The sequence below is a fragment of the Haloactinospora alba genome, assembly GCF_006717075.1.
Taxonomy (GTDB): Bacteria; Actinomycetota; Actinomycetes; order Streptosporangiales; family Streptosporangiaceae; genus Haloactinospora; species Haloactinospora alba.
The window spans coordinates 901,039-926,670 of sequence record NZ_VFQC01000001.1 but is presented as its reverse complement, the minus strand read 5'-3'; the positions used below and the strand labels follow the sequence as shown (position 1 = coordinate 926,670).

Annotated in this window: 23 protein-coding genes; 5 read left to right on the top strand and 18 right to left on the bottom strand. The window is 70.9% G+C overall.

From position 1 onward, the window contains the following. Positions 1–5 precede the first annotated feature (5 nt). The 5 genes from FHX37_RS04300 to deoC form a co-directional block, all read right to left on the bottom strand. Positions 6–803: a purine-nucleoside phosphorylase gene (locus FHX37_RS04300; protein WP_141922263.1), complete on the bottom strand. Its 798-nt coding sequence runs from the start codon at positions 801–803 to the stop codon at positions 6–8. A gap of 76 nt (positions 804–879) precedes the next feature. Beyond that, positions 880–1,428, bottom strand: a complete 549-nt coding sequence (locus FHX37_RS04295) for a GNAT family N-acetyltransferase (protein WP_141922262.1) — start codon at positions 1,426–1,428, stop codon at positions 880–882. Between the two features lie 38 nt (positions 1,429–1,466). After that, positions 1,467–2,369: an aldehyde dehydrogenase family protein gene (locus tag FHX37_RS04290; RefSeq protein WP_141922261.1), complete on the bottom strand. Its 903-nt coding sequence runs from the start codon at positions 2,367–2,369 to the stop codon at positions 1,467–1,469. Then, the gene (locus FHX37_RS04285; RefSeq protein ID WP_141922260.1) at positions 2,362–3,801 is read right to left on the bottom strand and encodes an aldehyde dehydrogenase family protein; all 1,440 of its coding nucleotides are present in this window, start codon (positions 3,799–3,801) and stop codon (positions 2,362–2,364) included. Before FHX37_RS04285 ends, FHX37_RS04290 begins: the two co-directional genes overlap by 8 nt. Before the next feature lie 11 nt (positions 3,802–3,812). Continuing rightward, the gene (deoC, locus tag FHX37_RS04280; protein WP_141922259.1) at positions 3,813–4,763 is read right to left on the bottom strand and encodes a deoxyribose-phosphate aldolase; all 951 of its coding nucleotides are present in this window, start codon (positions 4,761–4,763) and stop codon (positions 3,813–3,815) included. A 180-nt stretch (positions 4,764–4,943) separates the two neighbouring features. On the opposite strand from deoC, the gene FHX37_RS04275 reads away from it, so the two are divergent. Then, entirely contained in the window at positions 4,944–5,636 is a 693-nt protein-coding gene (locus FHX37_RS04275; protein WP_141922258.1) for a hypothetical protein, read from the top strand. A gap of 26 nt (positions 5,637–5,662) precedes the next feature. Here FHX37_RS04275 and FHX37_RS04270 read toward each other — a convergent pair whose 3' ends face one another. The 4 genes from FHX37_RS04270 to FHX37_RS04255 all read right to left on the bottom strand — a co-directional run bounded on the left by FHX37_RS04270 (position 5,663) and on the right by FHX37_RS04255 (position 10,543). Then, positions 5,663–6,352: an HAD family hydrolase gene (locus FHX37_RS04270; protein WP_141922257.1), complete on the bottom strand. Its 690-nt coding sequence runs from the start codon at positions 6,350–6,352 to the stop codon at positions 5,663–5,665. Positions 6,353–6,680: 328 nt separating this feature from the next. Next, on the bottom strand, positions 6,681–7,541 hold the full coding sequence (locus tag FHX37_RS04265) for an RpnC/YadD family protein (RefSeq protein WP_141922256.1): 861 nt from the start codon (positions 7,539–7,541) through the stop codon (positions 6,681–6,683). 106 nt (positions 7,542–7,647) lie between these two features. Next, on the bottom strand, positions 7,648–9,771 hold the full coding sequence (locus FHX37_RS04260) for a catalase (RefSeq protein WP_141922255.1): 2,124 nt from the start codon (positions 9,769–9,771) through the stop codon (positions 7,648–7,650). A 163-nt stretch (positions 9,772–9,934) separates the two neighbouring features. Further along, a complete protein-coding gene (locus FHX37_RS04255) occupies positions 9,935–10,543 on the bottom strand; it encodes a GNAT family N-acetyltransferase (protein WP_141922254.1) in 609 nt (202 codons plus the stop codon). 144 nt (positions 10,544–10,687) lie between these two features. On the opposite strand from FHX37_RS04255, the gene FHX37_RS04250 reads away from it, so the two are divergent. After that, positions 10,688–11,377, top strand: coding sequence for a TetR/AcrR family transcriptional regulator (locus tag FHX37_RS04250; RefSeq protein ID WP_170181500.1), 690 nt, complete (start codon positions 10,688–10,690; stop codon positions 11,375–11,377). Between the two features lie 101 nt (positions 11,378–11,478). Here the strand turns inward: FHX37_RS04250 and FHX37_RS04245 are convergent, their stop codons facing one another. From FHX37_RS04245 to FHX37_RS04230, 4 genes are all read right to left on the bottom strand, one after another. After that, positions 11,479–12,702: a heparan-alpha-glucosaminide N-acetyltransferase domain-containing protein gene (locus FHX37_RS04245; protein WP_246062064.1), complete on the bottom strand. Its 1,224-nt coding sequence runs from the start codon at positions 12,700–12,702 to the stop codon at positions 11,479–11,481. A 61-nt stretch (positions 12,703–12,763) separates the two neighbouring features. Next, positions 12,764–14,737: an acetoacetate--CoA ligase gene (locus FHX37_RS04240; protein WP_141922252.1), complete on the bottom strand. Its 1,974-nt coding sequence runs from the start codon at positions 14,735–14,737 to the stop codon at positions 12,764–12,766. 245 nt (positions 14,738–14,982) lie between these two features. Continuing rightward, positions 14,983–15,669: a dethiobiotin synthase gene (bioD, locus tag FHX37_RS04235; protein ID WP_141922251.1), complete on the bottom strand. Its 687-nt coding sequence runs from the start codon at positions 15,667–15,669 to the stop codon at positions 14,983–14,985. Further along, entirely contained in the window at positions 15,666–16,967 is a 1,302-nt protein-coding gene (locus FHX37_RS04230; RefSeq protein ID WP_141922250.1) for an adenosylmethionine--8-amino-7-oxononanoate transaminase, read from the bottom strand. The genes bioD and FHX37_RS04230 overlap by 4 nt, the downstream gene beginning before the upstream one ends. Before the next feature lie 181 nt (positions 16,968–17,148). On the opposite strand from FHX37_RS04230, the gene FHX37_RS04225 reads away from it, so the two are divergent. Together FHX37_RS04225 and FHX37_RS04220 are read left to right on the top strand one after the other, a co-directional pair. Then, positions 17,149–18,312, top strand: coding sequence for an 8-amino-7-oxononanoate synthase (locus tag FHX37_RS04225; RefSeq protein WP_141922249.1), 1,164 nt, complete (start codon positions 17,149–17,151; stop codon positions 18,310–18,312). A gap of 171 nt (positions 18,313–18,483) precedes the next feature. Then, positions 18,484–19,545, top strand: coding sequence for an SGNH/GDSL hydrolase family protein (locus FHX37_RS04220; protein WP_246062063.1), 1,062 nt, complete (start codon positions 18,484–18,486; stop codon positions 19,543–19,545). Positions 19,546–19,657: 112 nt separating this feature from the next. Here the strand turns inward: FHX37_RS04220 and rocD are convergent, their stop codons facing one another. The 5 genes from rocD to FHX37_RS04195 form a co-directional block, all read right to left on the bottom strand. Continuing rightward, positions 19,658–20,926 (bottom strand): ornithine--oxo-acid transaminase, encoded by a 1,269-nt coding sequence (rocD, locus tag FHX37_RS04215; RefSeq protein ID WP_141922247.1) that lies wholly within the window; start codon positions 20,924–20,926, stop codon positions 19,658–19,660. Between the two features lie 219 nt (positions 20,927–21,145). Beyond that, positions 21,146–22,570, bottom strand: a complete 1,425-nt coding sequence (locus FHX37_RS04210; protein WP_141922246.1) for a hypothetical protein — start codon at positions 22,568–22,570, stop codon at positions 21,146–21,148. Between the two features lie 114 nt (positions 22,571–22,684). Beyond that, positions 22,685–23,359, bottom strand: a complete 675-nt coding sequence (locus FHX37_RS04205) for a methyltransferase domain-containing protein (RefSeq protein WP_141922245.1) — start codon at positions 23,357–23,359, stop codon at positions 22,685–22,687. Further along, positions 23,356–24,006: a TIGR04282 family arsenosugar biosynthesis glycosyltransferase gene (locus tag FHX37_RS04200; protein ID WP_141922244.1), complete on the bottom strand. Its 651-nt coding sequence runs from the start codon at positions 24,004–24,006 to the stop codon at positions 23,356–23,358. Before FHX37_RS04200 ends, FHX37_RS04205 begins: the two co-directional genes overlap by 4 nt. Beyond that, the gene (locus FHX37_RS04195) at positions 24,003–24,794 is read right to left on the bottom strand and encodes a glycosyltransferase family 2 protein (protein ID WP_141922243.1); all 792 of its coding nucleotides are present in this window, start codon (positions 24,792–24,794) and stop codon (positions 24,003–24,005) included. The genes FHX37_RS04200 and FHX37_RS04195 overlap by 4 nt, the downstream gene beginning before the upstream one ends. A gap of 124 nt (positions 24,795–24,918) precedes the next feature. Here FHX37_RS04195 and FHX37_RS04190 point away from each other — a divergent pair, with 124 nt between their 5' ends. Beyond that, a complete protein-coding gene (locus tag FHX37_RS04190; RefSeq protein ID WP_141922242.1) occupies positions 24,919–25,629 on the top strand; it encodes a response regulator transcription factor in 711 nt (236 codons plus the stop codon). Positions 25,630–25,632: the final 3 nt, after the last annotated feature.

Sequence of the window (25,632 nt, the reverse complement as noted above, 5' to 3'; positions counted from 1 at the left end):
GGGAACTACAGTCTGTCGACAATGGCGGCCAGAACGTCGCCCACGTCCCCGGCCGCGTCCCTTCCGGTCGCCAGTACCTCGTTGTGGTCGAGCGGCTGTCCGGACAGCCCGGCGGCGACGTTGGTCACCAGGGACATACCCAGCACCGCCGCCCCCTGCTCCCGGGCGGCGATCGCTTCCAGGGCGGTTGACATCCCCACCAGGTCCGCGCCCAACGCGCGCAGCATCCGGATCTCGGCCGGGGTTTCGAAGTGCGGTCCGGGCATGGCCGCGTAAACGCCCTCGGAGAGGGAGGGGTCGGCTTTCCTGGCGAGTTCCCGCAGCGCCGTGGAGTACGCGTCGGTGAGGTCCACGAACTCCGCTCCCGTGAGGGGGCTGCGTGCGGTGAGGTTGATGTGGTCGGCGATGAGCACCGGGCTCCCCACCCGGTAGTCGCTGTTCAGCGCGCCGGCGGCGTTGGTGAGGACGACGGTTCCGGCTCCGGCCGCCGCCGCGGTGCGCACCCCGTGCACCACCGCGTCGGTCCCGTGCCCCTCGTAGAGGTGCGTGCGCCCGAGCAGCACCAGCAGGTTCCGCTCCCCGGAGCGGATCGAGCGGATACTTCCGGCGTGCCCGGTAACCGTCGGCTGCAGGAACCCGGGGATGTCACTGGTGGGTACCTCCGTACCGGCGCTTCCCAGCGCGTCCGCCGCCGGGCTCCACCCCGATCCCAGAACCACGGCGGTGTCGTAGGAGTCGACACCGGTGCGGGAACGGATCTCCTCGGCCGCGTCCCGGGCCTGCTGATGGGCGTTCGTCCTCACGTGGGTTCCTTCCTCGATCCGTGTCCGTCGGTGCGTGCGACGCCGTGAGCCGCGGGGCCACGGTGCCACGCCGTCGTCACCCGTCGCCCGCACCGCCCTCGTAGGGAACGGGACGCCGCATCACGAGCTGGGGACCGGCGTCCCCGCCGAGGTACCGCTCTCCCGTCGCCGTGAACCCGCCGGACCGGTAGGCGCGCACGGCCGCCGGGTTGGCCTCGTTCACCGTCAGTACCACCTCGTTCGCCTCCGGACGCACGGAACGCACCAGCGGGTCGAGAGCCAGGCACGCTGTCCGCCCGATCCCGCGTCCCTGCCATTCCGGGTCGAGGTAGAACGCGCGTAGCAGCACCGCCTCGGCGGGAGCAGCGGTGATCTCGTCGAGGATGCCCCGCTGGTCGATGATGCCGAACCCCACGGGGGTCTGCCGGTACAGGACGGCGAACGGGACGCGGTTCGGGTCGGTGTCGGCGCGCGGCAGAGTGTGCGCGGCCTCACCCGAGAAACGCTGCTGGCCCGGTGCCAGCCGCAGGCCCACCACCTTCCGTCGCACCTCCGCGGTGCGGGGAGAATCCGCGTCGAGCCGCAACAACTCCACGGACGTGGGCACGGCGTGTTCCGCGATCATCCGCTGTGCACCTCCCGTACCTTCCACCACGCGCGCGGCTATGTACCGATCGGGTGCCAGACCGTCTTGGTCTCCAGGAAGGACGCCAAGCGGGCGATGCCCGGGTCGGCGAACCATTCCGGTTCCCGCTCGGGCCGCAGCACCCGTTTCAGGGTCCCGGCAGCGGTCGCCTCCAGTTCCGCCGCGGCGTCTCCGGCCCCGGCCAGGTCGAGCGCGTTCACGTCGGCGTGCGCCGCGAGGTGCCCGGCCAGGTCCGCGGTGCGTCCGGTGAGGATGTTGGCGACACCTCCCGGCAGGTCGGAGTTGGCCAGCACCTCCCCCAGCGTCACGGCGGGCAGGGGCGCGGTCTCGCTCGCCACGACGACAGCCGTGTTACCGGTGGCGACCACGGGCGCGAGCACCGACACCAACCCCAGCAGGGGGGAGTCCTGGGGGGCCAGTACCGCGACCACCCCGGTGGGTTCGGGAGTGGACCGGCTGGCGTAGGACCCGGAAACCTGGTTGGCACCACCGAGGACGTGCGCGAACTTGTCGGTCCAGCCGGCGTAGTACACCCAGCGGTCGATGGCGGCCTCCACCGCCCGCCGCGGGTCGGCACGGTTCTCCCCGTCCGCCGCCTCCAGTTCGGCGACGAACTGCTTCCGGCGGGACTCCAGCATCTCCGCCACCCGGTAGAGGATCTGGCCGCGGTTGTGGGCGCTGCGCGCGGACCACCCGCCGAACGCGGCACGCGCGGCGGAGACCGCATCGCGCGCGTCCTTCCGGGACGCCAGGGACGCGTTGCCGAGATGCTCGCCTTCCGGGGATGCCACGGGATACGACCTGCCCGATTCGGAACGCGGGAACGACCCGCCGACGTAGAGCTTGTAGGTTTTGCGGACCGCCAGCCGCGGCGCGCTGTCCTCCTCCGAGCCGCGGCGTTTCTGTCGCGTGTCAGCCAAGGTAGGCCTCCAGTCCGTGCCGTCCGCCCTCTCGGCCGTACCCGGACTCCTTGTAACCGCCGAAAGGGCTGGCGGGGTCGAGTTTGTTGAAGGTGTTGGACCACACCACGCCGGCGCGCAGGTTCTCGGTCGTCCACAGCATCCGGGACCCCTTCTCCGTCCAGACTCCCGCGGAGAGCCCGTAGGGGGTGTTGTTCGCCTTCGCCACCGCTTCCTCCGGCGTACGGAACGTCAGCACCGACAGCACCGGACCGAAGATCTCCTCGCGCGCGATCCGGTGCGCCTGGCTCACACCGGTGAACACTGTCGGGGGGAACCAGTACCCCTGTTCCGGGAGGGAGCACGGCGGCGACCAGCGCTCGGCGCCCTCCCGGTCCCCCGTGTCCGCCAGGTCCCGCACCCGCTCGAGCTGGGAGGCGGAGTTGACCGCGCCGATGTCGGTGTTCTTGTCCAGCGGGTCGCCCAGCCGCAGCGTTGCCATGCGCGCCTTGAGACGGGCCAGCACCTCGTCCGCGACGGACTCCTGCACCAGTAGCCGCGACCCCGCGCAGCACACGTGCCCCTGGTTGAAGAAGATCCCGGACACGATCCCCTCGACCGCCTGGTCCACGGCGGCGTCGTCGTAGACGATGTTGGCGCCCTTGCCGCCGAGCTCCAGACTGAGGCGTTTGTCCGTCCCCGCCACGTTGCGGGCGATCTCCCGCCCCACCTCGCTCGATCCGGTAAAGGCCACCTTGTCGACGTCGGGATGGTTCACCAGGGCGCTTCCCACGTCACCCGCGCCGGTGACGACGTTGACGACGCCTTCCGGCAGTTCCGCCTCCCGGCAGATCTCCGCGAACAGCAGCGCGCTCAGCGGGGTCGTCTCCGCCGGTTTGAGAACCACCGTGTTCCCGGTGGCCAGAGCGGGGGCGACCTTCCAGGCCAGCATCAGCAGCGGGAAGTTCCACGGTATGACCTGTGCCGCCACCCCGAGCGGACGCGGGTCGGGTCCGAGGCCGGCGTAGGCGAGCTTGTCCGCCCACCCGGCGTGGTAGAAGAAGTGCGCCGCGGCCAGCGGGACGTCGACGTCGCGGGACTCCCGGATCGGTTTCCCGTTGTCCAGGGTCTCCAACACCGCCAGCTCCCGTGAGCGCTCCTGGAGGATGCGGGCGATCCGGAACAGGTACTTTCCGCGCTCCGCCCCCGGCATCGGTCGCCACACGGTGGTGAAGGCGCGCCGGGCCGCCGCGACCGCGCGGTCGATCTCGGCCTTCCCCGCGATGCCGACCCGGGCCAGTCGCTCCTCGTCGGCCGGATTCACGGACGTGAGGTATCCGCCCTCCGCGACAGGGGCGAACTCCCCGTCGATGAACGGCTCGTAGGAGTCCCGCAGGGTCACGGCCGCGCGGGACTCCGGCGCCGGTGCGTACTCGATGAGCTGCTCTTCCACTGCTCGGCCTCTCAGTCCAGCGTGTAGTAGTCGGGGCCGGGGTAATGCCCCGTCGCCACCCTGGTGCGCTGCATCAACAGGTCGTTGAGCAGGCTGGAGGCGCCGAGGCGGAAACGCTCCGGACCGAGCCAGGCGGATCCGGCGACCTCGTTGACCAGAACGAGGTTGCGGAACGCGTCCTTCGTGGTGCGGATGCCGCCCGCCGGTTTCACACCGACGCGCCTCCCGGCGGTCGCGGCGTGGTCCCGGACGGCCTCCAGCATGACGAGGGTGGTCGGCAGTGTGGCCGCCGGGGACACCTTGCCCGTCGACGTCTTGATGAAGTCGGCCCCGGCGTGCATGGCCAACCACGCGGCACGGCGCACGTTGTCGAAGGTGGCGAGTTCGCCGGTCTCCAGGATCACCTTCAGGCTCGCCGCTGCGCAGACCTCCCGCACGGCGGCGATCTCCTCGTACACGGCGCGGTAGTCACCGGCGAGGAACGCTCCCCGGTCGATGACCATGTCGACCTCGTCGGCGCCCGCGGCTACCGCCGTACGGGCGTCAGCGAGCTTGACCTCCCGCTCGGCCCGGCCGGAGGGGAAGGCGGTCGCCACCGAGGCCACCCGCACCCCGGTACCGGCGAGCGCGGACACGGCCGTCCCCACCAGGTCGGGATAGACGCACACCGCCCCGACGCTGGGAACGTCCGGGGAGGCGGGATCGGGGCGGGCGGCCTTGGCCGACATCGCGCGGACCTTGCCGGCCGTGTCGCTCCCCTCGAGGGTGGTCAGGTCCACCATACGGATCGCGAGGTCGATCATCCGGCTCTTGGCCGTGGTCTTTATCGAACGCGTCGCGAGGTCGGCGCTGCGCGCGCGGAGCCCCGCCTCGTCCACCCCGGGCAGTCCGTGCAAGTACGCTCGCCACGAGGCGTTGCTCACGGGTGCTGCCGCGCTGCTCGCGGATACGGTATCGGTCACGGGACCACCTCGAACACGTCGGTTCCAACGTCGGCGGGGCGACGCGGATCATCGCCACTCTAGCGCCGCCCCCGGGGCGCGGTACACGCGTCGGGGACGCCGCGTCTCCCCCGGCGTCGCCTGCCGGCGACAGGCCGTCGCGTTGCGTGGCCGCTCGCGACACATCGGAAAGGAAGAGCTGTGGCGGAGTTCCGGATCACCTCCAACGACGGCATGGACCTGCGCCGTCTCGCGTCCGCGCTGGTGGAGTCGCAGGGATGGCCGCGCGACCGGGTCAGTATCTGGGAGAACCGCCGCGGTGACGGGAGCGCCGACACCATCATCGTGAACGTGGACGAGAACCTGCTGAGCCAACCCGAACCGGACCCGCTCTCCATGCCGGTGCACACGCGCAGTGACGTGCACCAGGCGTGCGAGCTTCTCCGGAGGCGCGACGCCTCCCTGCGGGGTGTGGACTTCGCCGCGCTGCGGGACGAGGCCGCCCGGTTCTTCTCCGCCGGCTGGTCGATCGCCGACCTGCTGCACGCGCTCAGCCACCGCCCCGACGGTGCCCCCTGGCCCCGCGGGGAGGGCTACCAGGGGATCGAATGGCTGCAGCACCGGCTTCGCAACTGGAAGACCCCCAGTGGCGACATCCGCCCTTCCGTGTCCCAGGAGACGGCGCAGATGCGGATCGTCGGACGCGCCGGGCTGCCGGAGGGAATCGGCCAGCCCGAGGCGCAACCGGAGAGCGAGGGTGCCGCCGCTCCCGAGCACGTGCGGGCCGCGGCCGACGATGCCCGCAGGCTGATGCGGACACGGACGCGCACCACGAGCGAGGCTCTGGAGCATCAGGACCGGACAGCCTCCCACATCACCCAACAGGAGCGTTGACAGGCCCCCTTTCCGAGGGTCGCTGTTCAGAAGAACCGGGTCAGCTTCCCGAGCGGCGCGAGGGTGCGGAACCGGTCGTGTTCCTGGGGAACGTCGGCGTGTTCCAGGCTCCAGGTCATCGGGTGCGGGACGAGGACGGCCCCCATCCCGGCCTCCAGCGCGGGCCAGACATCGGATTTCGGGGAGTTTCCGATCATCCACGTGTCCACGGGGTCCAACCCGTGGTCCGTGCCGAACTTCCGGTAGGCGTCCGGATCCTTCTCCGGGACGACCCGGGTCGCGGTGAACAGCGGTGCGAGGCCGGACGTGTCGATCTTGCGCTGCTGGTCCTCGGCGTGGCCCTTCGTGAGCAGGAAGAGACGGTGCCGGCGCCCCAGTTCCTCCAACGTCTCGGCGACCCCGTCCAGCAGCTCGACCTCGAACTCGAACAGCGGGGAGCACAGCCGCCGCAGCTCGGCGCGGTCCGTGTCCCCGACGGGAACCTGGGGGCGGACCCGCTCGAGGCAGTCGATCAGGCTGCGCTCGAAGGAGCGCGCGCCGTAACCGTGCACCGCGGAGTTGGCGCGTTCGACGTCGTCCAGCAGCGCACGCAGTTCCTCCCGCGTTCGGGTGGGGTGGTCCACGTAGTCGAGGAACCCTTCGATGGCGCGCTCGAAGAAGACGTTGTTCTCCCAGAGCGTGTCGTCGGCGTCGAAGATGAGGTTGTAACCCGGCATGCTCGCCTTCCCAGTACCGTCTGTCCGGTTCGACCCGTGTCGTCCGACTGTTGTGACCCATGGCGACGGTACTGGGCCGGGAGGGGATCGCACCAACGAATAATGCGCTGGGAACAGCGGGGTGTGGCATGTGTCGCACGAGAGCGGCCCGCGGTTCGCGTTCGCCCCGCCACGAGGCGCGCGTCCTCCGAACCGGAGGCAGCGGATCCGGCCCGGGACCCGCTCGGTGGCCTGGAGGTGGCAGCCGCGGAGCCAGCGGTTCCGGGGAAGGCGCACGGAACCGGCGCCGACGTGTCCCGCCGCTGTCCCCGCGCCGTGTTTGGCGCTCTCAGTCGAACAGCTCCTCCACGGACGTGACCGTGGCAGCACGCCGGGTCCACGTGTCGAGCTGCTCCATGTTCGTGCACGCGCGGATACGTTCCTGCGCCCAGGTCGGGACCGTGATTCCCCGAGCCTCGAGGAACACCACTACGGCGTTGGCCTCACCTTTGGCCTCACCTTCGGCTTTTCCCATGTCGACGTAGCTCTGGGTGAACTCGCTCATGTAGGGGAAGGTCTCGGTCGCCACAGTGGCCTCCAGGTATTTCCGGGCTGCTTCGGGAAGCAGTGCGAGGACATATCCAGTGTAAAGCCGTGCCTGATCAGGGTCGATAGCGTCCAGGCCCGTGCACAGCACGTCGATCCACCGTTCCTCGGGATGGGCGAGGGTGGACAGTACCGCCAGTTCCGGCATACGCCCCACATCATCACTGTCAGTGACAGGTGGGAGCTGCTCGGGGCCGAGCACGAGAGGGGCGAAGCGGTGCCCCGGCTGACCGAAGTCTTGGGGCTTCGCGGACCACTTCGCGATGGAACGGCTGGGGCATACTGCCATGAGCACGACCTCGCAGCGCAACCGTTCGGCCAGAGTGGCGTAGTAGGCCAGCCAGGTGTAACGCTTCTCGTCGTCGCGGCAGGTCTGGACCTCCACGATAACGGCCAGTAGCGGCGCCCCCTCGTCATCGCGCAGAGTGACGACCGTGTCGGCGCGGCGCTCGGTGGGATCACAGGTCGTGAGGTCGCCGGATTCCAGCCGCACCTCGGTGTGGGAAGGTACGGGCATCCCGAAGACAGTAGCCAGTATGGTGGGCGCCAGGTGGGAAGCGCGCTGGAACAGCTGGTTGCGGATCTCGTGGGGAGCATTGGGCACGGCGGCAAGCTACCGTAGGCGCCCGCCCGCTCGCTCGCGATCACGGAAATCCGGGGCGGCCCGCCGCGGGAGGAGCGTCCGCACCCCGGCGGGCCGTCGGGGTGCCTCAGGCCGGAACCGCTGCCACCGCGCGCTCCCAGGCCCTGTGTCCTGCCAGGACATCGGCGAAGGTCCGGTACAGGCCCTGCGCGTCGGCACCGCGGTGGGTGACCACCCCCTGGTCCTGGACCACCTCGTCCGTGTCCGGCGCGGCCAGCCGCAGGCGTGGAAGCGGAACGTTGGCGAGGACGTCCACGCCGTCGTTCATCGCCACGATCGGCTTCGCGTGTTTGAACGCCTCGGTGATGAAGAAAGCGGCGGTGCCGTCGCCCTGCAACGCGGTGGCGCAGTCCGGGCCGCCCGGTACCGCCACGGCGTCGTACAGCACCGAGGACACGGTGGTGTTCTGCCGGTCCACCTGCACACTGGCACCGTCCGCGGAACGGACCTCCCCGTCCCGGGCGGCCAGCACCTCGACGACGGCACCACGCTCGGCCATGACCTCCCGGAACCGGCGTACGTCGTTCGCGTCGACGCCGTCGGCCGCCAGCAGCGCGATCTGCCGGGAGTACACGGTGTCGCGCACCGTGTTCGCCTGGCTCAGGGCCGGCGAGGAACGGCCGTGGTTGCCCACCGCCTCCTCACTCGGCGGGTCCGCCCCGATCCCCGTCGCCACCTGCACAGCGAGGTCGTGGTCGACGTTGTTCAGCCGCTCCACCACCCGCTGCCGGACGTGCATGTGTTCGCACTTTCCCAGTTCGAACCGGAAAGCCGCCAGCACGTGCTGGCGCTCCCACTCGGACAGGCTGTTGTAGAAGAGGGTGGCCTGCGAGTAGTGGTCCGCGAAGCTGTCGCTGCGTTTGCGGATCTTCGCCCCGTCCACACGCTCCTGGTAGTGCTGGTAGGCCCCGTCATCGACGTTGGCGAGATAGGGGCAGCCCCCGCCCAGGGAGTTGGGGAAGTAGTTGGCCTGTCCCCGGTGCACGTGGTGCTGGGAGAACCCGTCGCGCTGGTTGTTGCTCACCGGTGCCACCGGCCGGTTCACCGGCAGCTGCTGGAAGTTGGGACCTCCCAGCCGGATGAGCTGCGTGTCCAGGTAGGAGAAGTTGCGGGCCTGGAGCAGCGGATCGTTGGTGAAGTCGATCCCGGGCACCACGTGCGCGGTGTGGAACGCCACCTGTTCCGTCTCCGCGAAGAAGTTCTCCGGATTGCGGTTGAGCACCATCCTCCCCACCGGGGTCACCGGGATCTCCTCCTCCGGGATGATCTTGGTGGGGTCGAGCAGGTCGAAGTCGAAATCGTGCTCGGAGCGCTCCGGTACGAGCTGCATTCCCAGCTCGTACTCGGGGTACTGCCCGCGTTCTATGGCCTCCCACAGGTCACGGCGGTGGAAGTCGGGGTCCTTGCCCGCGATCTTCTGGCTCTCGTCCCAGACCAGGGAGTGCGTTCCCAGCGTCGGGCGCCAGTGGAACTTGACCAGTGTCCCCTCCCCGCGCTGGTTGACCAGGCGGAAGGTGTGCACGCCGAACCCCTGCATCATCCGGAAGCTGCGCGGCAGGGCACGGTCGGACATCGCCCACATCATCATGTGCATGGTCTCGGGCTGCAGCCCGACGAAGTCCCAGAGCGTGTCGTGGGCGGTGGCGCCCTGGGGCATCTCGTTGTGCGGCTCGGGTTTCACGGCGTGCACGAAGTCCGGGAACTTGATGCCGTCCTGGATGAAGAAGACCGGCATGTTGTTGCCGACCAGGTCGTAGTTTCCCTCGCGGGTGTAGAACTTGGTGGCGAAACCGCGCACGTCCCGCACCGTGTCCGCCGACCCGCGGGAGCCCTGGACCGTGGAGAACCGGACGAACACCGGGGTGACCAGGGCGGGGTCGCTCAGGAAGTCCGCTCGCGTGTAGTGGCTCAGCGACTCGTAGACCTGGAAGTAACCGTAGGCTCCGGCACCGCGCGCGTGAACCACGCGCTCGGGAATGCGCTCGTGGTCGAAGTGGGTGATCTTCTCCCGGAGGTGGAAGTCCTCCAGCAGGGTCGGCCCCCGCTCCCCCGCCCTCAGGGAGTTGTCGGTGTCCTCTACCGGGACACCGGTGTTGGTGGTCAGCGCGGTGTTGGAGTCGGTCCGTGCCGAGTCGAGCTGCCGGTCCTTGTCGTCTCCATCCGTCACACCGTCACGGCGAGCCTCGGACATGTCTCATCCCCCTGCGCGGTTTCCGGGCCGGACGGAGCGGCACACCCCACCCCCGTCCGGCCCCGGGTGCTCTCGCTTTCCCGCACAGCCACTGACCACGAACGCCCTCCCACAAACCACCGTTTCGGACCAGGATCCGTCCGGCGGGTGGAACGCGCTCGCGCTAAAGCGCCCGGTAGGGGCGGCGCAGCATGGACCAGGTCCACGGACCGTCGTGCGGAAGCGGAAACTCGGCCTCCACGGTGAACCCGAGGCGCTGGTAGAAGCCGACGTTGCGTTCCTCCGAGGTCTCCAGGAACGCCACCGCCCCCTCCTGTTCGGCGGCGGTGATCCCGGGGCGGACCACCGCGCCTCCCAGGCCGCGCCCCTGGTGTCCGGGGTCGACCCCGACCGCGCCGAGGAACCAAGCCGGGGCGGTCGGCCGGTGGGGGGCCATGGCCGCCTCGGCCTCCTCGTAGCACTGTGCCCGGTTTCCGGCGAGTTCCGCGAACCTCGGGGCCAGTTCGGTGAAGACGTGGCCGGCGTCGGTCCGCGGTGTCGTCCACACGGCTACCGCGCGGACGTCCCCCACAGGGCCGGCGACCCGGACACTGCCGTGTTCCATCCCGATCCGGGTGAGGAACAGTTCGTGGAACCGTTCCAGCCGCCGCTCGTGGTCGTCGGCGTCGATGGTGTGCCGGGTGAAGGGATAGTCGGCGAACGCGCGGCGCAGGGTGCGCACGGCGCTGGGGACGTCCGCCTGTTCCGGTTGCCGGACAGGGTTCTCCACCACTGGTCCTCTCCTCCCACCGCTTTCGGGCCAAACCCGGCACAGTTTATGTCAGCTACTGACAATCGTCGATCGCTGACGGAATTCTGGGTAACGGTATCCTCCGCAGTGAGTTCCCGTAGCAGGAAGACCCACAGGTGGCCACGGATGGAACGAGCACACGCGGTGGAAGGCGACCGCGCCGCCGCCACCGGACGCGCCGGACGTCCAGGGCTGCGCGAACGCAAGAAGACCCGCACGCGCGAGGCCCTCGTCGAGGCCGCGGTGCGCCTCACCCGCGAGCGGGGGTTCGACGCCACCACGACGGCGGAGATCGCCGAGGAGGCGGGTGTCTCCCAGCGGACGCTCTTCCGGTACTTCCCCTGCAAGGAGGATGTCCTGCTGTCCGTCCAGGACGGTGTCGACAGTGCCTTCCGCGACGAGCTCCGCGAGCGGCCCGCCGACGAGCCCCCGCTCCTCGCACTGCGCCGGGCCTTCACCGCCTCCGCCGCCGCTGTGGGGGAACCCGTCCTCTCCGAGCTGCTCCGGACCGTCCCCCTCTACGACCGGTCGCCGCAGCTACTCGCGGCCAGGCTGCGCCGGGGGAACGAACACATGGAGCTCCTCGCCCGGATCATCGCCGAGCGGACCGGGACGGACCCGCGCACCGACCCCCGCCCCCGCCTCGTGGCCTCGGCGTTCGGGTCGGCTGTGCACGTCGCGTTCGACCTGCACAGCCGCCAGGACCGAAACGGGCCGGACGAGCTCGTCTCCCTGGTGGAACACACCGCGGACACACTGGTTCCCGCCCTCACCACCTGGCACACCGCCGCTCACCACCGCGGCCGCGACGCGTGACGCCTCCCGCTGGCGCGAAGCCGTGCCACGCGGCGACGCTCCCGCGCCGTCGAACACCTCGGGGACGGCACCGAAGGGGCACCGCCGGGTGGCAGCGGCCGTCAACCGGAGCCCAGCCGCTCTCCCACGTCCGCCAGTCGTGCGACCATCCACTCCAGCGGCCCCCGCCCGACAGCCAGCCGCCATCCCGTCGCCAGCACGAGCGCGCCGGCGAGGAACGCCTCCAGACGCCACGGCGCCGTGTCCTGGGACGACATGTCCTGCCAGGCCATCACCACGATATGGGACGCGTACACGGTCAGCGCCATCGCGCCCACCGCCGCCAGGGGGTACAGCAGCGGGCCCGCGGCGTCCGCCAGCAGAAGGCACACCGCCAGGACCACGAGTGAGGTCCCCACCACGGCGGCGATCTCGAAACTGGTCCCGCTGTGCGGGGACGCCACCACCAGCCACCACGCCGAGTCCGTGGGGACCTGCCCGTGCAGGTCCGCCATGCGGTCGCCCAGCCATTCCCGCATCGGGCCCAGCAGCGCGGGATCGACCTCGGAGAGGCGCGTCGCGTGCTGCTGGGACACCTCCTGGTCGAGCAACCGGTCCGCGCCGCCCCCGGGGTACAGCAGCAGCCAGGACAGGCCGTAGCCGAGCGCGGCGAGTCCCGCTCCGGCCGCGGCCATCCCCGCCCGGACGCGGCGGGAGCGCAGGTCGAGACGGCCCACGGCCATACCGGCGAGCACGAACGCCATGAAGGTGCACGCCGGGTAGTAGCCCGTGACCAGCAGGTCCCCCACGCCGTTGAACGACGAGGAGCGGTAGGGCTCGCTCTCCCCCAGCGCGTCCCGGACGACGAACGACACCTGGGGTCCGGCGACGGCCACCACGGCCGCGAGCACCGTCAGGAGTCCGGCGCGCAACCGCAGCAGCGGGGCCGCCAGGAGGAAGAACCCGCCGTAGTAGGTGAGGATGACCGCGACCGGTGCTCCCAGCACGTCCAGCACACCACCGAGCAACGCCAGGACGAGTGCGCGTGTCACGACACGCACCCGCTGGCGGTGCAGTCGGGGACCGGACACCGGTACGGTCCGCCCGGTCATCAGGGCCAGGGACAGCCCGGCGAGGAACGCGAAAAGCCCCGCGGAGTTCCCGCGCACGGCGCTGTGGAACGTCTCCGCCGCGTCCCCGCCCAACAGGCCGACGCTTCCCACACCGAGGTGGACCGCGAACATCCCGAGCACGGCGAGGGCCCGGGCGACGTCCACGCCCGCCAGACGTTCCGGCCGCGGCACCGCCGCTTCTTCCGTCGCCGCATCGGGTAGCTGGTGGGACACGCGGCCAGCCTAAAGCGTCCTGTGCCGGTATGTCCCGTGCTGCGGCGTTCCTCTGGGTGCGTTACTCGGCTTTCCGCTCCTCGGCGAGTTCGCTGAACCGGTCCAGCGCCTGGGGGTTCGCGAGCGAGTCCCGGCTCGCCACCCGGTCCGCGGGCTCCCCGGCGAGGATCCGCTTCACCGGGACCTCCACGATCTTTCCGGACAGGGTGCGGGGCACCTCGGCGACGGAACGCACCGTGTCCGGCACGTGGCGGGGAGAGCAGTCCTCACGGATGCGCCGTGCCAGACTCCGGATGAGGTCGTCGTCCAGCGTCTCCCCCTCGTCCAGTACCACGAACAGTTCGATCGCCGAACCACCGTCGGCTTGGGGGACGTCCACCACGAGGGCGTCGACGACCTCCTCGAGGGCGAGGACCGCACGGTAGATCTCGCTGGTCCCCATCCGGATACCGCCACGGTTGATCGTGGAGTCCGAGCGGCCGTAGATGGCCGCCGTTCCCCGCTCGGTGATCTCGATCCAGTCACCGTGGCGCCAGACGCCCGGATACGTCGAGAAATAGCTGTCGTGCAGCCGCTCGCCGTCGGGGTCCCCCCAGAAGTAGATCGGCATGGAGGGCGCCGGCTGGGTCACCACCAGCTCCCCCACCTCACCGGTGAGCTCCCGCCCGTCCGGGTCCCACGCGGCCACGGCCATGCCCAGGGAGCGCGCCTGCAGCTCCCCCTCGTACACCGGAAGGGTCGGTACTCCGCCCACCAGGCAGCTGCACAGGTCGGTTCCGCCGCTGGTCGAGAACAGCCACAGCTGGTCGCCGAACTCCTGGTAGCACCACTCGAACGCTTCCGGAGTCAGCGGGGACCCGGTGGAGCCGATAGCGTGCAGCGCGGAGAGGTCGCGCCCCTCGGTGGGGTGGATCCCGGCCTTCATGCAGGTGGACAGGTAGCTCGCGCTGGTACCGAAGATCGTGACACCGGCACGTTCCGCCAGGTCCCACAGCCCGCCGAGGTCGGGGTAGGCGGGGCTTCCGTCGTACAGCACGATGGAGGACCGCGTGAGAAGCACACTGGCCAGGAAGTTCCACATCATCCAGCCGGTGGTGGTGAACCAGAAGACCCGGTCGCCGGGGCGGGCGTCCAGGTGCAGGTGCAGGTTCTTCAGCTGTTCCAGCAGGATGCCGCCATGTCCGTGCACGATCGCCTTCGGCAGACCGGTCGTGCCGGAGGAGTACAGCACCCACAGCGGGTGGTCGAACGGCACCGGTTCGAAACGCAGCTCGGCCCCGGCCTCCTCCGACTCCAGCTCCTCCCACGGCAGGGTCCCGTCCACGGGGGTGTCGCGCAGGTACGGGAGAACGACCGTGTGCTCCACGGTGGGCAGCTGCTCCCGCAGTGCCGCGATGGTCTCCCGGCGGTCGAAGTCCTTGCCGTTGTAACGGTAGCCGTCCACGGTGAGCAGAACCTTGGGTTCGATCTGGGCGAACCGGTCCACCACGCTGCGCACCCCGAAGTCCGGCGAGCACGAGGACCACACCGCGCCGATGGAGGCACAGGCGTAGAACGCCGCCAGGCACTCGGCGATGTTCGGCAGGTAGGCAACGACGCGGTCGCCGCGCCCCACGCCGAGGCGGCGCAGCCCCGCCGCGATCGCGGCGGTCCGTTGCTTCAGCTCTCCCCAGGTCCATTCGCCCAGCACCCGCAGTTCGGAGGCGTGCCGGATCGCCACGGAGTCGTCGTCCCGGTCGCGGAAGATGTGCCTGGCGTAGTTGAGCTCGGCTCCGGGGAACCACGCGGTCCCGGGCATGGTGCTGTCGGGCAGCACCCGGTCGTAGGGGGTGTCGGCCTGGACGTCGAAGTACTCCCAGACAGCTGACCAGAAGCCTTCCAGGTCCGTCACGGACCAGCGCCACAGGGACGCGTAGTCGTCGGCCCCAAGGCCGCGGTTCCGTTGCGCCCACCGGGTGAAGGCCGTGATGTTCGCGCCTTCGATCCGTTCCCGGCCGGGTTCCCAGAGGACTGGTGGCTGTGACCGTTGGGACATGTGTAGCGTCTCCTTCCACTCCACGCCGGAGGGTTGCGGGAGTCGTGGGCAACCGTCAACCAGCTGCGGCACGACGCCCCTCATCCAACACCAGGAACCCCTGATCACGCATGCCGGGGTGGGCTCCCCGAACTCTCGCGCCCGTCCCGCACGCGACGATCGCGGGCCCAGCCCCGGCGTGCGGCGCGGTCCGGCCCTCTCGGCGGCGGTGGGCCGTCCCGGAACGCGCGGCTCCGCTGCCGGGCTCAGGCCCCGAAGGCGAGGTCCCAGCCGGCGTCGAGCGCCGCGCGGGAGACAGTGGCGAACTCCCGGGGACTGTGCCCGGCTATTCCCTCCGGAAGCACACCCAGCAGGGGCGCGCCCGCGACCTCCGGCAGCTCGGAGAGGTTGCACCACTCGGCGAGCCCGGGTTCGCGCGGCCACGCTCCCACGACGAGACCCGCGCAGGTCAGTCCGCGGCTACGCAGCGCCTCCGTGGTGAGCGCGGTCTCGTTCAGCGTTCCCAGCCCCGCACGGGCGGTCACCAGGAGGGGCAACCCCAGCGGTACCGCGATGTCGGCGACCGTTGCGGTGTCGTTCAACCGGACCAGCAACCCGCCAGCCCCCTCGACCAGCACAAGGTCGTGTTCCTGTCTCAGTTCGGCGACCGTCGCGGCGATCTCGTCCATGCCCACGCCGGCACGTCCGGCACGGCGCGCGGCCGTGGCGGGAGCCAGCGGTTCCGGATAGCGGGCGAGCTCGCGGGTACTCACGTCCGGAACGAGACGGACCACCTCGGCCATGTCGCCGGGTTCGTCGGGGCCGACCCCGGTCTGGGCCGGTTTGACCACGGCCACCCGCACGCCGCGGGAGATCGCCACCGCGGCGACCGCGGCGGCGGCGACCGTCTTACCGACACCGGTTCCGGTTCCTGTGACGACGAAAGCACTCACCGTTCCCCCAGGGAAGCGCGCGCCGCCGCCACCATGCCGTCGGTGATGCGGGCGACGTCGGCGCTGTCGCAGACATAAGGCGGCATAGCATAAATCAGCTCACCGAACGGTCGCAGCCACACGCCCTCCTCCAGTGCCGCCATGGTGGCCGCGCGCATGTCGACATTCCGGTCGAGCTGGACGACGCCGATAGCACCGAGCGTGCGCACATCACGCACCCCGGGAATACCACGCGCCGGTTCCAGCCCGGCACGCAGCCCGTCCTCGATGCGGGAGACGCTCGTGCGCCACTCGCCGCTCTCCAGCAGGCCGAGCGAGGCCTCGGCGACAGCACAGGCCAACGGATTGCCCATGAAGGTGGGCCCGTGGGCCAGGACCGGAACGTCGCCACTGGCGATGCCGTCGGCGACCTCGGCGGTACACAGGGTGGCGGCGAGGCTGATGTAGCCGCCCGTGAGTGCCTTGCCCACGCACATGACGTCCGGCGCCACCCCGGCGTGCTCGGCGGCGAACATCTCACCGGTGCGGCCGAAACCGGTGGCGATCTCGTCGAAGACCAACAGCAGACCGTGCCGTTCGGTGGCCGCGCGCAGCGCCCGCAGGTACTCGGGGTGGTGGAAGCGCATCCCCCCGGCACCCTGCACGACGGGCTCGACGATGACCGCGGCGAGTTCGTCGGCGTGTTCCCGGATGAGCTCCGTCAGGTGGGAGACGTAGCCGGGGTCGGGCACGGACCCGTGGTCGGCGGGTGGCGCGTCGGCGAACACCTGCCGCGGCAGGGTTCCGTCCCAGAGCGCGTGCATCCCGCCCTCGGGATCGCACACGGTCATGGCGTGGAACGTGTCCCCGTGGTACCCGCCCCGCCAGGTCAGGATCCGTCGTTTCTCCGGATACCCCCGCGAACGCCAGTACTGCAGGCACATCTTGAGTGCCACCTCCACCGACACCGACCCGGAGTCGGCGAAGAAGACGCGCTGCAGCGGGTCGGGTGTGACGGCCACGAGGGACTCGGCCAGCCGCGCGGCGGGTTCGTGGGTGAGCCCGCCGAACATGACGTGGCTGAACCTGTCGAGCTGGTTGCGGGCGGCCTCGTCGAGTACCGGGTGGCGGTACCCGTGGATCGCCGACCACCAGGAGGACATGGCGTCGACGGCGTCGTGGCGGACCCCGTCGGAGGTTTCCAGCCGCAGCCGTGTCCCGCTGGCTTCCCGGACGACGTGGGGGGTCTCAGCGGCGGGGACGCTCGCGTAGGGGTGCCAGACATGTTCCTGGTCGATCTCGCTTACCCGTGGGCTCATGGCCGCTCATCGTGTCAGTTCCCCGTCCGGGCACGGCGTGCTGCGCCCGCCAGGAAACCGGCGCGGATATTTGTGGGATCGCTCCGATGACGCCAACCCTCCCGTGTGCGGCACTGGTGAGGTGGGAAACAGCCGTGCGGCGACACCGCGGCACGTGGTGTCGCCGGATTCGGGAGGCCGGATGGGAACGGGACCGTTCGGGTGGCTGGAGGACAGCGCCCGGCAACGCGCGAGGGAGGGTCGCAGCCGTCGGTTGCGCCCCCGTGGTCACGATTCCGCGATGCTGGACCTCGCGGGCAACGACTACCTGGGGTTGGCGCGCCACCCCAGCGTCACCCGGGCAGCCGCCGAGGCGGCACGGAAGTGGGGAGCGGGGTCGACCGGGTCGCGGCTGGTGACCGGGGACACGACGCTGCACCGGCAGTTGGAGGAGGAGCTCGCCGCGTTCTACGGTTCCGAGGACGCCCTGGTGTTCTCCTCCGGCTATGCCGCCAACATGGGGGCCGTCACGGCGCTCGCGGGCGACCACGGCACTCACCTGGTGTGCGACCGGAACAACCACGCCTCGCTGATCGACGCCTCCCGGCTGGCCAAGGCGGCGGGAGCGCGCGTGTCATTGTTCGAGCACCGGGACTGCGCCTCCGCCGGCTCCGCGTTGGCCGACGCGGCGGAACCACGGCGTTTCCTGCTCAGTGACACGGTGTTCTCGGTGGACGGGGACCGCGCTGACGTGGCGGGACTGGCCCGGGTGTGCCGGGACAACGGTTCCGCGTTACTGCTCGACGACGCGCACGGACTGGGCACGCTGGGGACGGCGGGCGAGGGCGCGCTGGGAGACGCGGGCCTGCGCGGCGCCGGGGATGTCCTCACGACCGTCACACTGTCCAAGGCGCTCGGTTCCCAGGGGGGCGCGGTGCTCGGACCGCGTCAGGTCATCAGTCACCTCGTGGAGACGTCCCGCTCCTTCATCTTCGACACGGGGCTGGCTCCCCCCGCAGTCGGGGCCGCGCTCGCGGCGCTGCGGCTGCTGCGGGAACAGCCCCGGCTGGCGCAACGGGTCCGCGCGTCCGCCGACGCGCTCGCTTCGGAGCTTGAGGCGCGTGGCCAGGACGCGGGCGCACCGCAGGCAGCCGTGGTTTCCCTGCGCGCGCCGTCGCCGGAGGCGGCGGTGCAGTGGGCGGAGCGCTGCCGCGAGTCCGGTGTGCGGGTCGGTTGTTTCCGCCCGCCGTCCGTTCCGGACGGGGTCTCCCGGCTGCGGTTGACGGCACGGGCCGACCTCGGTGCGGCGGAGGTGCGGCACGGTGCGGACGTCATAGCCGCGTCACGCCCGCAGCCGGGCGAGTGACCCCTCTCCCGCCGTACGGTCCTCCCCACCGGTGGACGGGCTCCTGCGGGTATTCTCCTGAGCGGGGACATACCGTCCCGGTATCGAGGAGATCCGGAATGTGGGAGGCGGATCGGGGAAGTGCGCGGACCGGGAGAAGTGAGACGGCCGCTCCTCTGGCGGATCGCTGCCGTGTCCCTTGTGCTCGTCGTTGCCGTGGTCGCTGCCGTTCCCGCCACCCGCGAGGGCGTGGCGCGCCTGTGGTGCGGCACCGTCGGCGTGGGGTGCCCGGAGCGTTTCGGCCTTCCCGGCGAGCTGCCCGAGGGTGACGGGCAGAGACTGCGGCTCTCTCCCGTCGAGGCCGCCACGTGGGGGAACTACGTCGCGCTGGGCGACTCCTACTCCTCGGGCCACGGCGCCGGCGACTACGAGTCGGGCACGGGCGAGCCCGGCCGGTGCTGGCGTTCGGGCAACGCCTACCCGCACCATGTCGTGGGATCGTACGACTTCGCCGGGTCCCTGGGGTTCCACGCCTGCAGCGCGCAGCGGGGAGCCGAGATGCTCGACAACGCGGACTCCCCGGATTCCCAGCTCAACCGGATAGGTGAACACACGTCGCTCGTCACGCTCGGGATCGGGGGCAACGACCTCGGTTTCACTCCGGTCCTGGAGACGTGCATGCTGCGGATGCCGCTGACGGAGACCGAGGCCTGCACCGACCAGCAGGACGAGATCGACGACCGGATGGAGACGTTCCGGTCCACCCTCGAGGAGCTGGTCGCCGAGGTCCGCGACCGGGCTCCGAACGCGCGCCTCCTCGTGGTCGGCTACCCGCGCATGTTCCCGGAACAGCCCGAGAACCGGTACTACACGCTGACGGTGGAGGACCAGGAGTGGCTGAACCGGAGCGTGGAACGGTTCAACCGGCAGACGAGGGAGATCGTCCGGGAAGCCGACGAGCGGATCGCCGACCGGGACCAGGTCGGCAGTGTGGAGTTCGTCGGGCAGTACGCGACCTTCGACGGCCACGAGGTCGACTCCGACGACGCGTGGCTCAACGGGGTGATGCTGCGCGACCTCACCAACGGGGTGGACATCAACCGCAGCACCTTCCACCCGAACGCCGCCGGGCAGGAGGCGTTCGGGGAGCGGGTGAACGAGCAGATCGTCGACGGTCCCGAACGCGACGTGTACGCCGCGCGCGAGACCGTCGACGACGCGGAGCCGGAGGTGCTGGCCGCGGAGATGGACTGATGGCCCGCCCGGTGGACGCGGGTCCTACCGCGCGGCACCGGCCGTACCGCCCGTCACGGACAGCGTCCATCGAACAGGGTTCGGCACGCTCCGGCGCGGAGGGTCCGCGCGGTCAGCCGCGCAGTTCGGCGAGAACCGCCGCCACCTGGTCCATCGCCCAGTGCACGTCCTCCTCGGTGGTGACCAGCGGCGGCGACAACCGGACCGTGGAACCGTGGGTGTCCTTGGCCAGGACTCCCCGCTGGGCCAGGCGACGGCACAGCTCGCGGCCGGTGGCGATGTTCGGGTCGATGTCGATGCCCGCCCACAGTCCGACGCAGCGCCAGGAGAGCACACCCTCGCGTTCGAGTTCCTTGAGCCGGGTGCGCAGCACCTCGCCGAGCCGCCGCGCGTTGGACAGGTAGGGTCCCTCGCGCAGCATCCGCACGACGGTGCGTCCCACGGCGCAGGCGAGGGGGTTGCCGCCGAAGGTGCTGCCGTGCTGGCCGGGGTGGATCACTCCGAGCACGTCCTCGTCGGCGGCGACGGCCGACACCGGGAGGACTCCCCCTCCCAGGGCTTTCCCGAGCACGTAGGCGTCCGGGACGACGCCGCTGTGCTCGCAGGCCAGGACGGTTCCGGTGCGGCCGAGTCCGGACTGTACCTCGTCCGCGATGAGCAGTACCCGTTCCCGGTCGCAGATCTCGCGCACGCGGGGAAGGTAGTGCGGCGGTGGGACGAGGACGCCGGCCTCTCCCTGCACCGGCTCCACCAGGACCGCGGCCGTCGTCTCGTCGATCGCCTCTTCGATCGCCTCGGCGCTCCCGAACTCGACGACGCGGAAGCCCGGCGTGAACGGACCGTAACCGCCGTAGGCGTCCGGGTCCTGGGAGAAGGAGATGATCGAGGTGGTACGACCGTGGAAATTACCGGAGGCGACGAGGATCGTCGCGTGGCTGTCCGGGATCCCCTTGGTGTCGTAGGCCCATCGCCGGGCGACCTTGATCGCGGTCTCGACGGCTTCGGCACCGCTGTTCATCGGCAGGACCCGTTCTTTTCCGGTCAGTCCGGCGAGTCCCGCCACGAACGGTGCGAACTGGTCGTTGTGGAAGGCGCGGCTCGTCAGGGTGAGACGGTCGAGCTGGTGGTGCGCCGCCGCCACGAGCTCGGGGTTGCGGTGCCCGAAGTTCAGCGCGGAGTATCCGGCCAGACAGTCGAGGTAGGTCTTCCCCTCGACGTCGGTGACCCAGGCACCCTCGCCTTCGGCGAGGACGACGGGGAGTGGGGCGTAGTTGTGTGCCGAGTGCAGGTCTGCGAGGTTGATGTGGTCGGCAGTAGACACGGCGGGAGTGGTGGGGTCGCCACCAGTACCGCGTTGGCCCAGACCGCGGGTCTCGCTCATCCAGTTGGCCTCCGATCACCGTTGATCGTTTTCCGATCAGTGGATACCCGCCCGGGTGCCGTCGTGCACCCGGGGAGCAGCCTCCAGAAGTGGAGCAGACGCCACGGCCCCGGTACAAGGGTGGCTGCTTTCCGTAACCGTGTCCCGGTACGGTCCACGCGCGCCGTTGCCGCTGCGGACGGGACCTCCCCGGCTCCGGGTTCCTGGCCGGTGGCGGCGTCACCAGCTGGTGAGGAGAAGGTGGTTGATCGCCAGGGCGAGGGCGGCCTGGCCCGACAGCCAGTAACGGTGCGCGACCGCGGGAAGCAGCGCCGCTGCGGGCAGCAGCCACACGGTGAAGGGCAGCCAGATGCGGGCGGTCTCCGCCTTGCTCATCCCGGAGAGGTCAGCGACGGCGATCGCGAGCACGACGGCCAGGACCAGCAGCACCAGACCGTCGGTGGAACCGCTGGCGGAGGCGGCGGGGTTCTCCCGGCTCCACCATCGCCGTCCCGCGGCCACCGTCCCTACCGCCGCCCGGCGCGTTCCCGCCAGGGCGGCCAGACCGCCGCTGATGACGACGTTGGCGAGGTTGCCCCACACCCAGTAGCTGAACGGGCGCACGCCGCCCACCCCCTCGTAGTAGCGTTCCACCAGCAGGACGTAGGCCTCCCACCAGTAGAAACCAGCCAGTGTGAACACCGCGGCGACGGTGAGCGCGCCGACCAGGACAGGCGGCAGTGGGCGCCAGGCGCGCGTGATGAGCAGCACCGCCACCGCAGGGATCGCCATGAGGGTGAGGCCGTAGGAGAGGTACACCACGAGCCCCAGGAGCAGACCGGAGGCCAGGGCTGCGGCGGTGGGGTAGCGGACGGTGCGGGTCGCCGCGAGCGCGAGCAGGGTCACGCCCCACGCCGCCACGGCGGCGAAGTAGCCGTCCGCCGACACACCGACCCACACGGCGGCGGGGGCCAGCGCGACGAACGGTGCGGCCCGGCGCGCGACGGACTCCCCGCTGAGGGCACGCACCGCCAGGAGTACGGCGACCGCTGCGGAGCTTCCGGCGGTGATGCACCAGACGGCCGCCCACGTTCCGCCTCCCAGTCCGACACGGTCCAGCGCGACGAACGTCAGTACCGCCCCCGGCGGGTGCCCGGCCACGTGCACGGCCCAGTTGTCGGGCGCCGCTTTCAGGATGTGCTGGGTGAAACCGCGCAGTGCGGTTCCGACGTCGGCGAACCGGTCCATCTCGTGCAGGTACTCGTACTTGTTGGTGAGCTGCTCCGCCACTCCCCGGCGCCAACCGTCGACGAGTGCCAGCGACCAGGTCCAGGCCATCGCCGCCAGCCACGTCAGGGGAAGCAGACCGCGCCACGGTGTCCGGTCGGCCACGCGGGGCCCGTAGACCACCGTCAGCACGGCGACGGTGCACGCTGCCGGGCTTCCCGGCCCGACGTGCGGCAGCCAGTCGGCGTGCAGGGGCGGGAAGTCCACGTGGAGGTCCCCGCTCATCTCGCCGTCCTCGTATTCCAGGACCCACCCGATGGCCGCGACGGTGAGGACGAAGAGCGCCCCCGCGACGGCCGTCACCACGTCCCACCGGTGGCGCGGTCCGGGAGCGGCGGGGTCGGGGGAACCCGTTTCGGTGGTACGGAAGTAGCTCACGTGGCCACGCTACGGCGGACAGGGCCGCGTCCCCACCGGCACGGGCGCGATGTCACCGGACCGTCAGATTCCCGCCGCCGGCGCCCGTTCCGGGAGTCGGCGGCACCCGGATGCTCACGGTGCGCGGCGCAACGCGACGAACGCGCGCCCCGGAGCCGTCCACCGCTCCACCAGGGCCCAGCCCGCGTCCTGGCCGTAGGAGAGCAGCGCCGCCACTCCCGCCCGGGCCCACGGGAACTCGTCGGGGCCCGAGCCACCGCACCCGTCGTCGACCCGTACGTGGACCCGTTCGTCCACGTCCACCGGGGCCGCCTCGGCCAGCAGCAGCCCCTCCGGGGCGACGAGTTCCCCCACGCGCCGCAGCAGGGCGCGCACGTCCCCGCCGATACCGATGTTGCCGTCGAGGAGCAGGGCCGTTCCCCAGTCCCCCTCCCCGGGGACGGGGTCGAAGACCGACCCGCACACGGCCGGACCTCCGGCGTGGACGGAGCGGGACACCGCTGCCGGGCTCACGTCGACACCGAGTGTCGGACACCCCAGCGCGGACAGCGCGGCCACCATCCGACCGGGGCCGCACCCGAGGTCGAGAACGGAACCCTCGCACCGCCGCAACACGGACATGTCTGACGTGTCGGCGCCGGCGCACCAGCGCTCCACCTCCAGTGGCAGCATCCACCCGTCCCTGCGGCGGAGGAACAACGGGCCGTGTCCGGTACGCAACGCGTCGGTGTAGGGGTCGGCTCGCCAGGAACCGGCGCCGCGTTCACGTGTCGATTCGGTGGCGCTCATCCGGTCGCGGCACCGTTGAGACGCGCCACGGCGGCGGCGAACCGGGTCCCGGGAGCGGCGGAGGCGACGTGCGCGACGTCCGCTGCCGTGTCGAGGTCGCGCAGTGTAGGGAGGTCGCGCACCGTGAGCCCCGCCGCTGCGAGCCGTTCGCGCTGCACCTCCCCGGTGTGCGGGACCGACATCGGGACCCCGCGGACGAGCTCCGGGTCCGGGTCGGCGAGGCCGATCGTCCAGAAACCGCCGTCCAGAGCCGGGCCGAACCAGGCGTCCCGGTCGCCCCAGGCGTCCACTGCCAGGGCGGGCGCGAGCAGGTGGGGAGTCACCTGCGGCGTGTCCATACCGAGGAGGAGGGTCGGGCCGCGGCACTGCGCGAAGGCCGCCGCGATCCGTTCGTCGAGCCCGCCGGAGCTCTGGGGAGCCACCTCGATACCCGGCGGCAACCAGTCGCCCGTGGCTCCGTCGAGCACGAGGACACGACGCTTGGCTGGACTGGCGAGGACGGCGTCCAGGGTGTCGGACAGCGCTTCCCGCGCGAGCAGGGCCGCCTCCCCCGGCGTGTACTCGGGAGTCAGGCGGGTCTTCGCGTACCCCGGCACGGGTTCCTTGGCGATGATGAGCAGGGTCACGGGCCCCTCGGGTGTGGTCACCGGCCCTCCTTTCCCGGGGTCGGGGGACGGGACGCGCGGTCGGTGTCGGTGTTTCGCCCGGTTGCGGAGTTCGGCCCCGTCGAGCGTCCGAGTGGTGCCTCCCGGCGCAGCACGCGGCGCATGTCGCACACCGCATGCCACACGCCGCGCCAGGTACCGGTCACTTTCGACGCTCCCGAGCGCGGCAGGTAGGGGACGTCCCGCTCGGTCACGCTCCATCCGGCGTTCGCGGCCCGCACCACCATCTGGAGGGGGTAACCGCTGCGCCGGTCGGAGAGGTCCAGGGAGAGCAGCGCTTCCCGGCGGGCGGCCCGCATCGGCCCCAGGTCGTGCAGCGCCACGCCGGTGCGGCGCCGCAGCATACGGGTGAGGGTGAGGTTGCCCAACCGCGCGCGCAACGGCCAGGCGCCGCGTTGCCGCGGTCTCCTCCGTCCCAGCACCAGGTGCGCCGCTCCCGTCCGGACGAGTCGCACGAGCCGTGGGAGCTCGCCAGGGTCGAGCGAGGCGTCGCAGTCGCAGAAGCACACGATGTCGGCGTCAGCGGCCGTCAGACCCGCGTGGCAGGCGGCTCCGAAACCGCGCCGCGGCTCGTGCACGACCCTCGCCCCGTTCCGGCGGGCGATGTCGGGAGAACCGTCGGTGGAGCCGTTGTCGACGACGATCGCCCGCCAGCCTGCGGGTACGCGTTCCAGGACCCAGGGAAGAGCACGCGCCTCGTCGAGGCACGGAAGAACCACGTCGACCGTTGCCGTGTCCGGGTTCTCGTCATCATGGGGTGCGTCGGTCACGTCGGCCACGTTACAGAACCGATACCGGGATCTCGGGGATCAGCGCCTTACGAAATACGGACATCGGCCCGAACGGGGAGCCGGGGCGGGTGTCCGTGTCCGCCGCCGGTGTCAGAATCGCCGTATGCAAACCTCGCAGGCGCCGCTGTCCGACCGCGTGCTCGTGGTGGACGACGACCCCACCGTCGCGGAGATCGTCACCGGTTATCTGGACAGCGCGGGATACACCGTCGACCGTGCCGCTGACGGGAACACCGCGCTGGAACGCGCCGAGGCCCACTGGCCGGACATGGTCGTTCTCGACCTCATGCTTCCCGGCATGGACGGGCTGGAGGTGTGCCGGCTCCTGCGCGGGAGAGGCCCCGTACCGGTGGTGATGCTCACCGCCCGGGGTGAAGAGGACGACCGGATCCTCGGGTTGGAGGTCGGTGCGGACGACTACGTCACGAAACCGTTCAGTCCTCGCGAGCTGGTCCTCCGGGTGGAGTCCGTCCTCCGCCGCAGCAGCGCGCGCAACAACACCGGCCCGCTGCTGAAAGCCGCCGGTATCGTCCTCGACCCGGTGGGCAGGCGCGCGACCAAGAACGGGCAGGAGCTCTCCCTGACACTGCGCGAGTTCGACCTCCTGGCGTACCTGCTGCGCAACCCCGGCCAGGCGTTCAGCCGCGAGTACCTCATGCGGGAGGTGTGGGGGTGGGAGTTCGGTGACCTCTCCACTGTCACCGTGCACGTGCGCCGGCTGCGCGGCAAGGTCGAGGACGATCCCGCACACCCCCGCCTGATCACGACCGTCTGGGGCGTGGGGTACCGGTGCGACACCGCCGCTGGGGAGTGAACC

Bases quoted from the DNA above. Each gene is read 5' to 3' on its own strand.
- FHX37_RS04295 (WP_141922262.1), bottom strand. From the start codon at position 1,428: ATGATCGCGGAACACGCCGTGCCCACGTCCGTGGAGTTGTTGCGGCTC.
- FHX37_RS04270 (WP_141922257.1), bottom strand. From the start codon at position 6,352: ATGCCGGGTTACAACCTCATCTTCGACGCCGACGACACGCTCTGGGAG.
- FHX37_RS04260 (WP_141922255.1), bottom strand. From the start codon at position 9,771: ATGTCCGAGGCTCGCCGTGACGGTGTGACGGATGGAGACGACAAGGAC.
- FHX37_RS04250 (WP_170181500.1), top strand. From the start codon at position 10,688: ATGGAACGAGCACACGCGGTGGAAGGCGACCGCGCCGCCGCCACCGGA.
- FHX37_RS04240 (WP_141922252.1), bottom strand. From the start codon at position 14,737: ATGTCCCAACGGTCACAGCCACCAGTCCTCTGGGAACCCGGCCGGGAA.
- FHX37_RS04230 (WP_141922250.1), bottom strand. From the start codon at position 16,967: ATGAGCCCACGGGTAAGCGAGATCGACCAGGAACATGTCTGGCACCCC.
- FHX37_RS04225 (WP_141922249.1), top strand. From the start codon at position 17,149: ATGGGAACGGGACCGTTCGGGTGGCTGGAGGACAGCGCCCGGCAACGC.
- rocD (WP_141922247.1), bottom strand. From the start codon at position 20,926: ATGAGCGAGACCCGCGGTCTGGGCCAACGCGGTACTGGTGGCGACCCC.
- FHX37_RS04205 (WP_141922245.1), bottom strand. From the start codon at position 23,359: ATGAGCGCCACCGAATCGACACGTGAACGCGGCGCCGGTTCCTGGCGA.
- FHX37_RS04190 (WP_141922242.1), top strand. From the start codon at position 24,919: ATGCAAACCTCGCAGGCGCCGCTGTCCGACCGCGTGCTCGTGGTGGAC.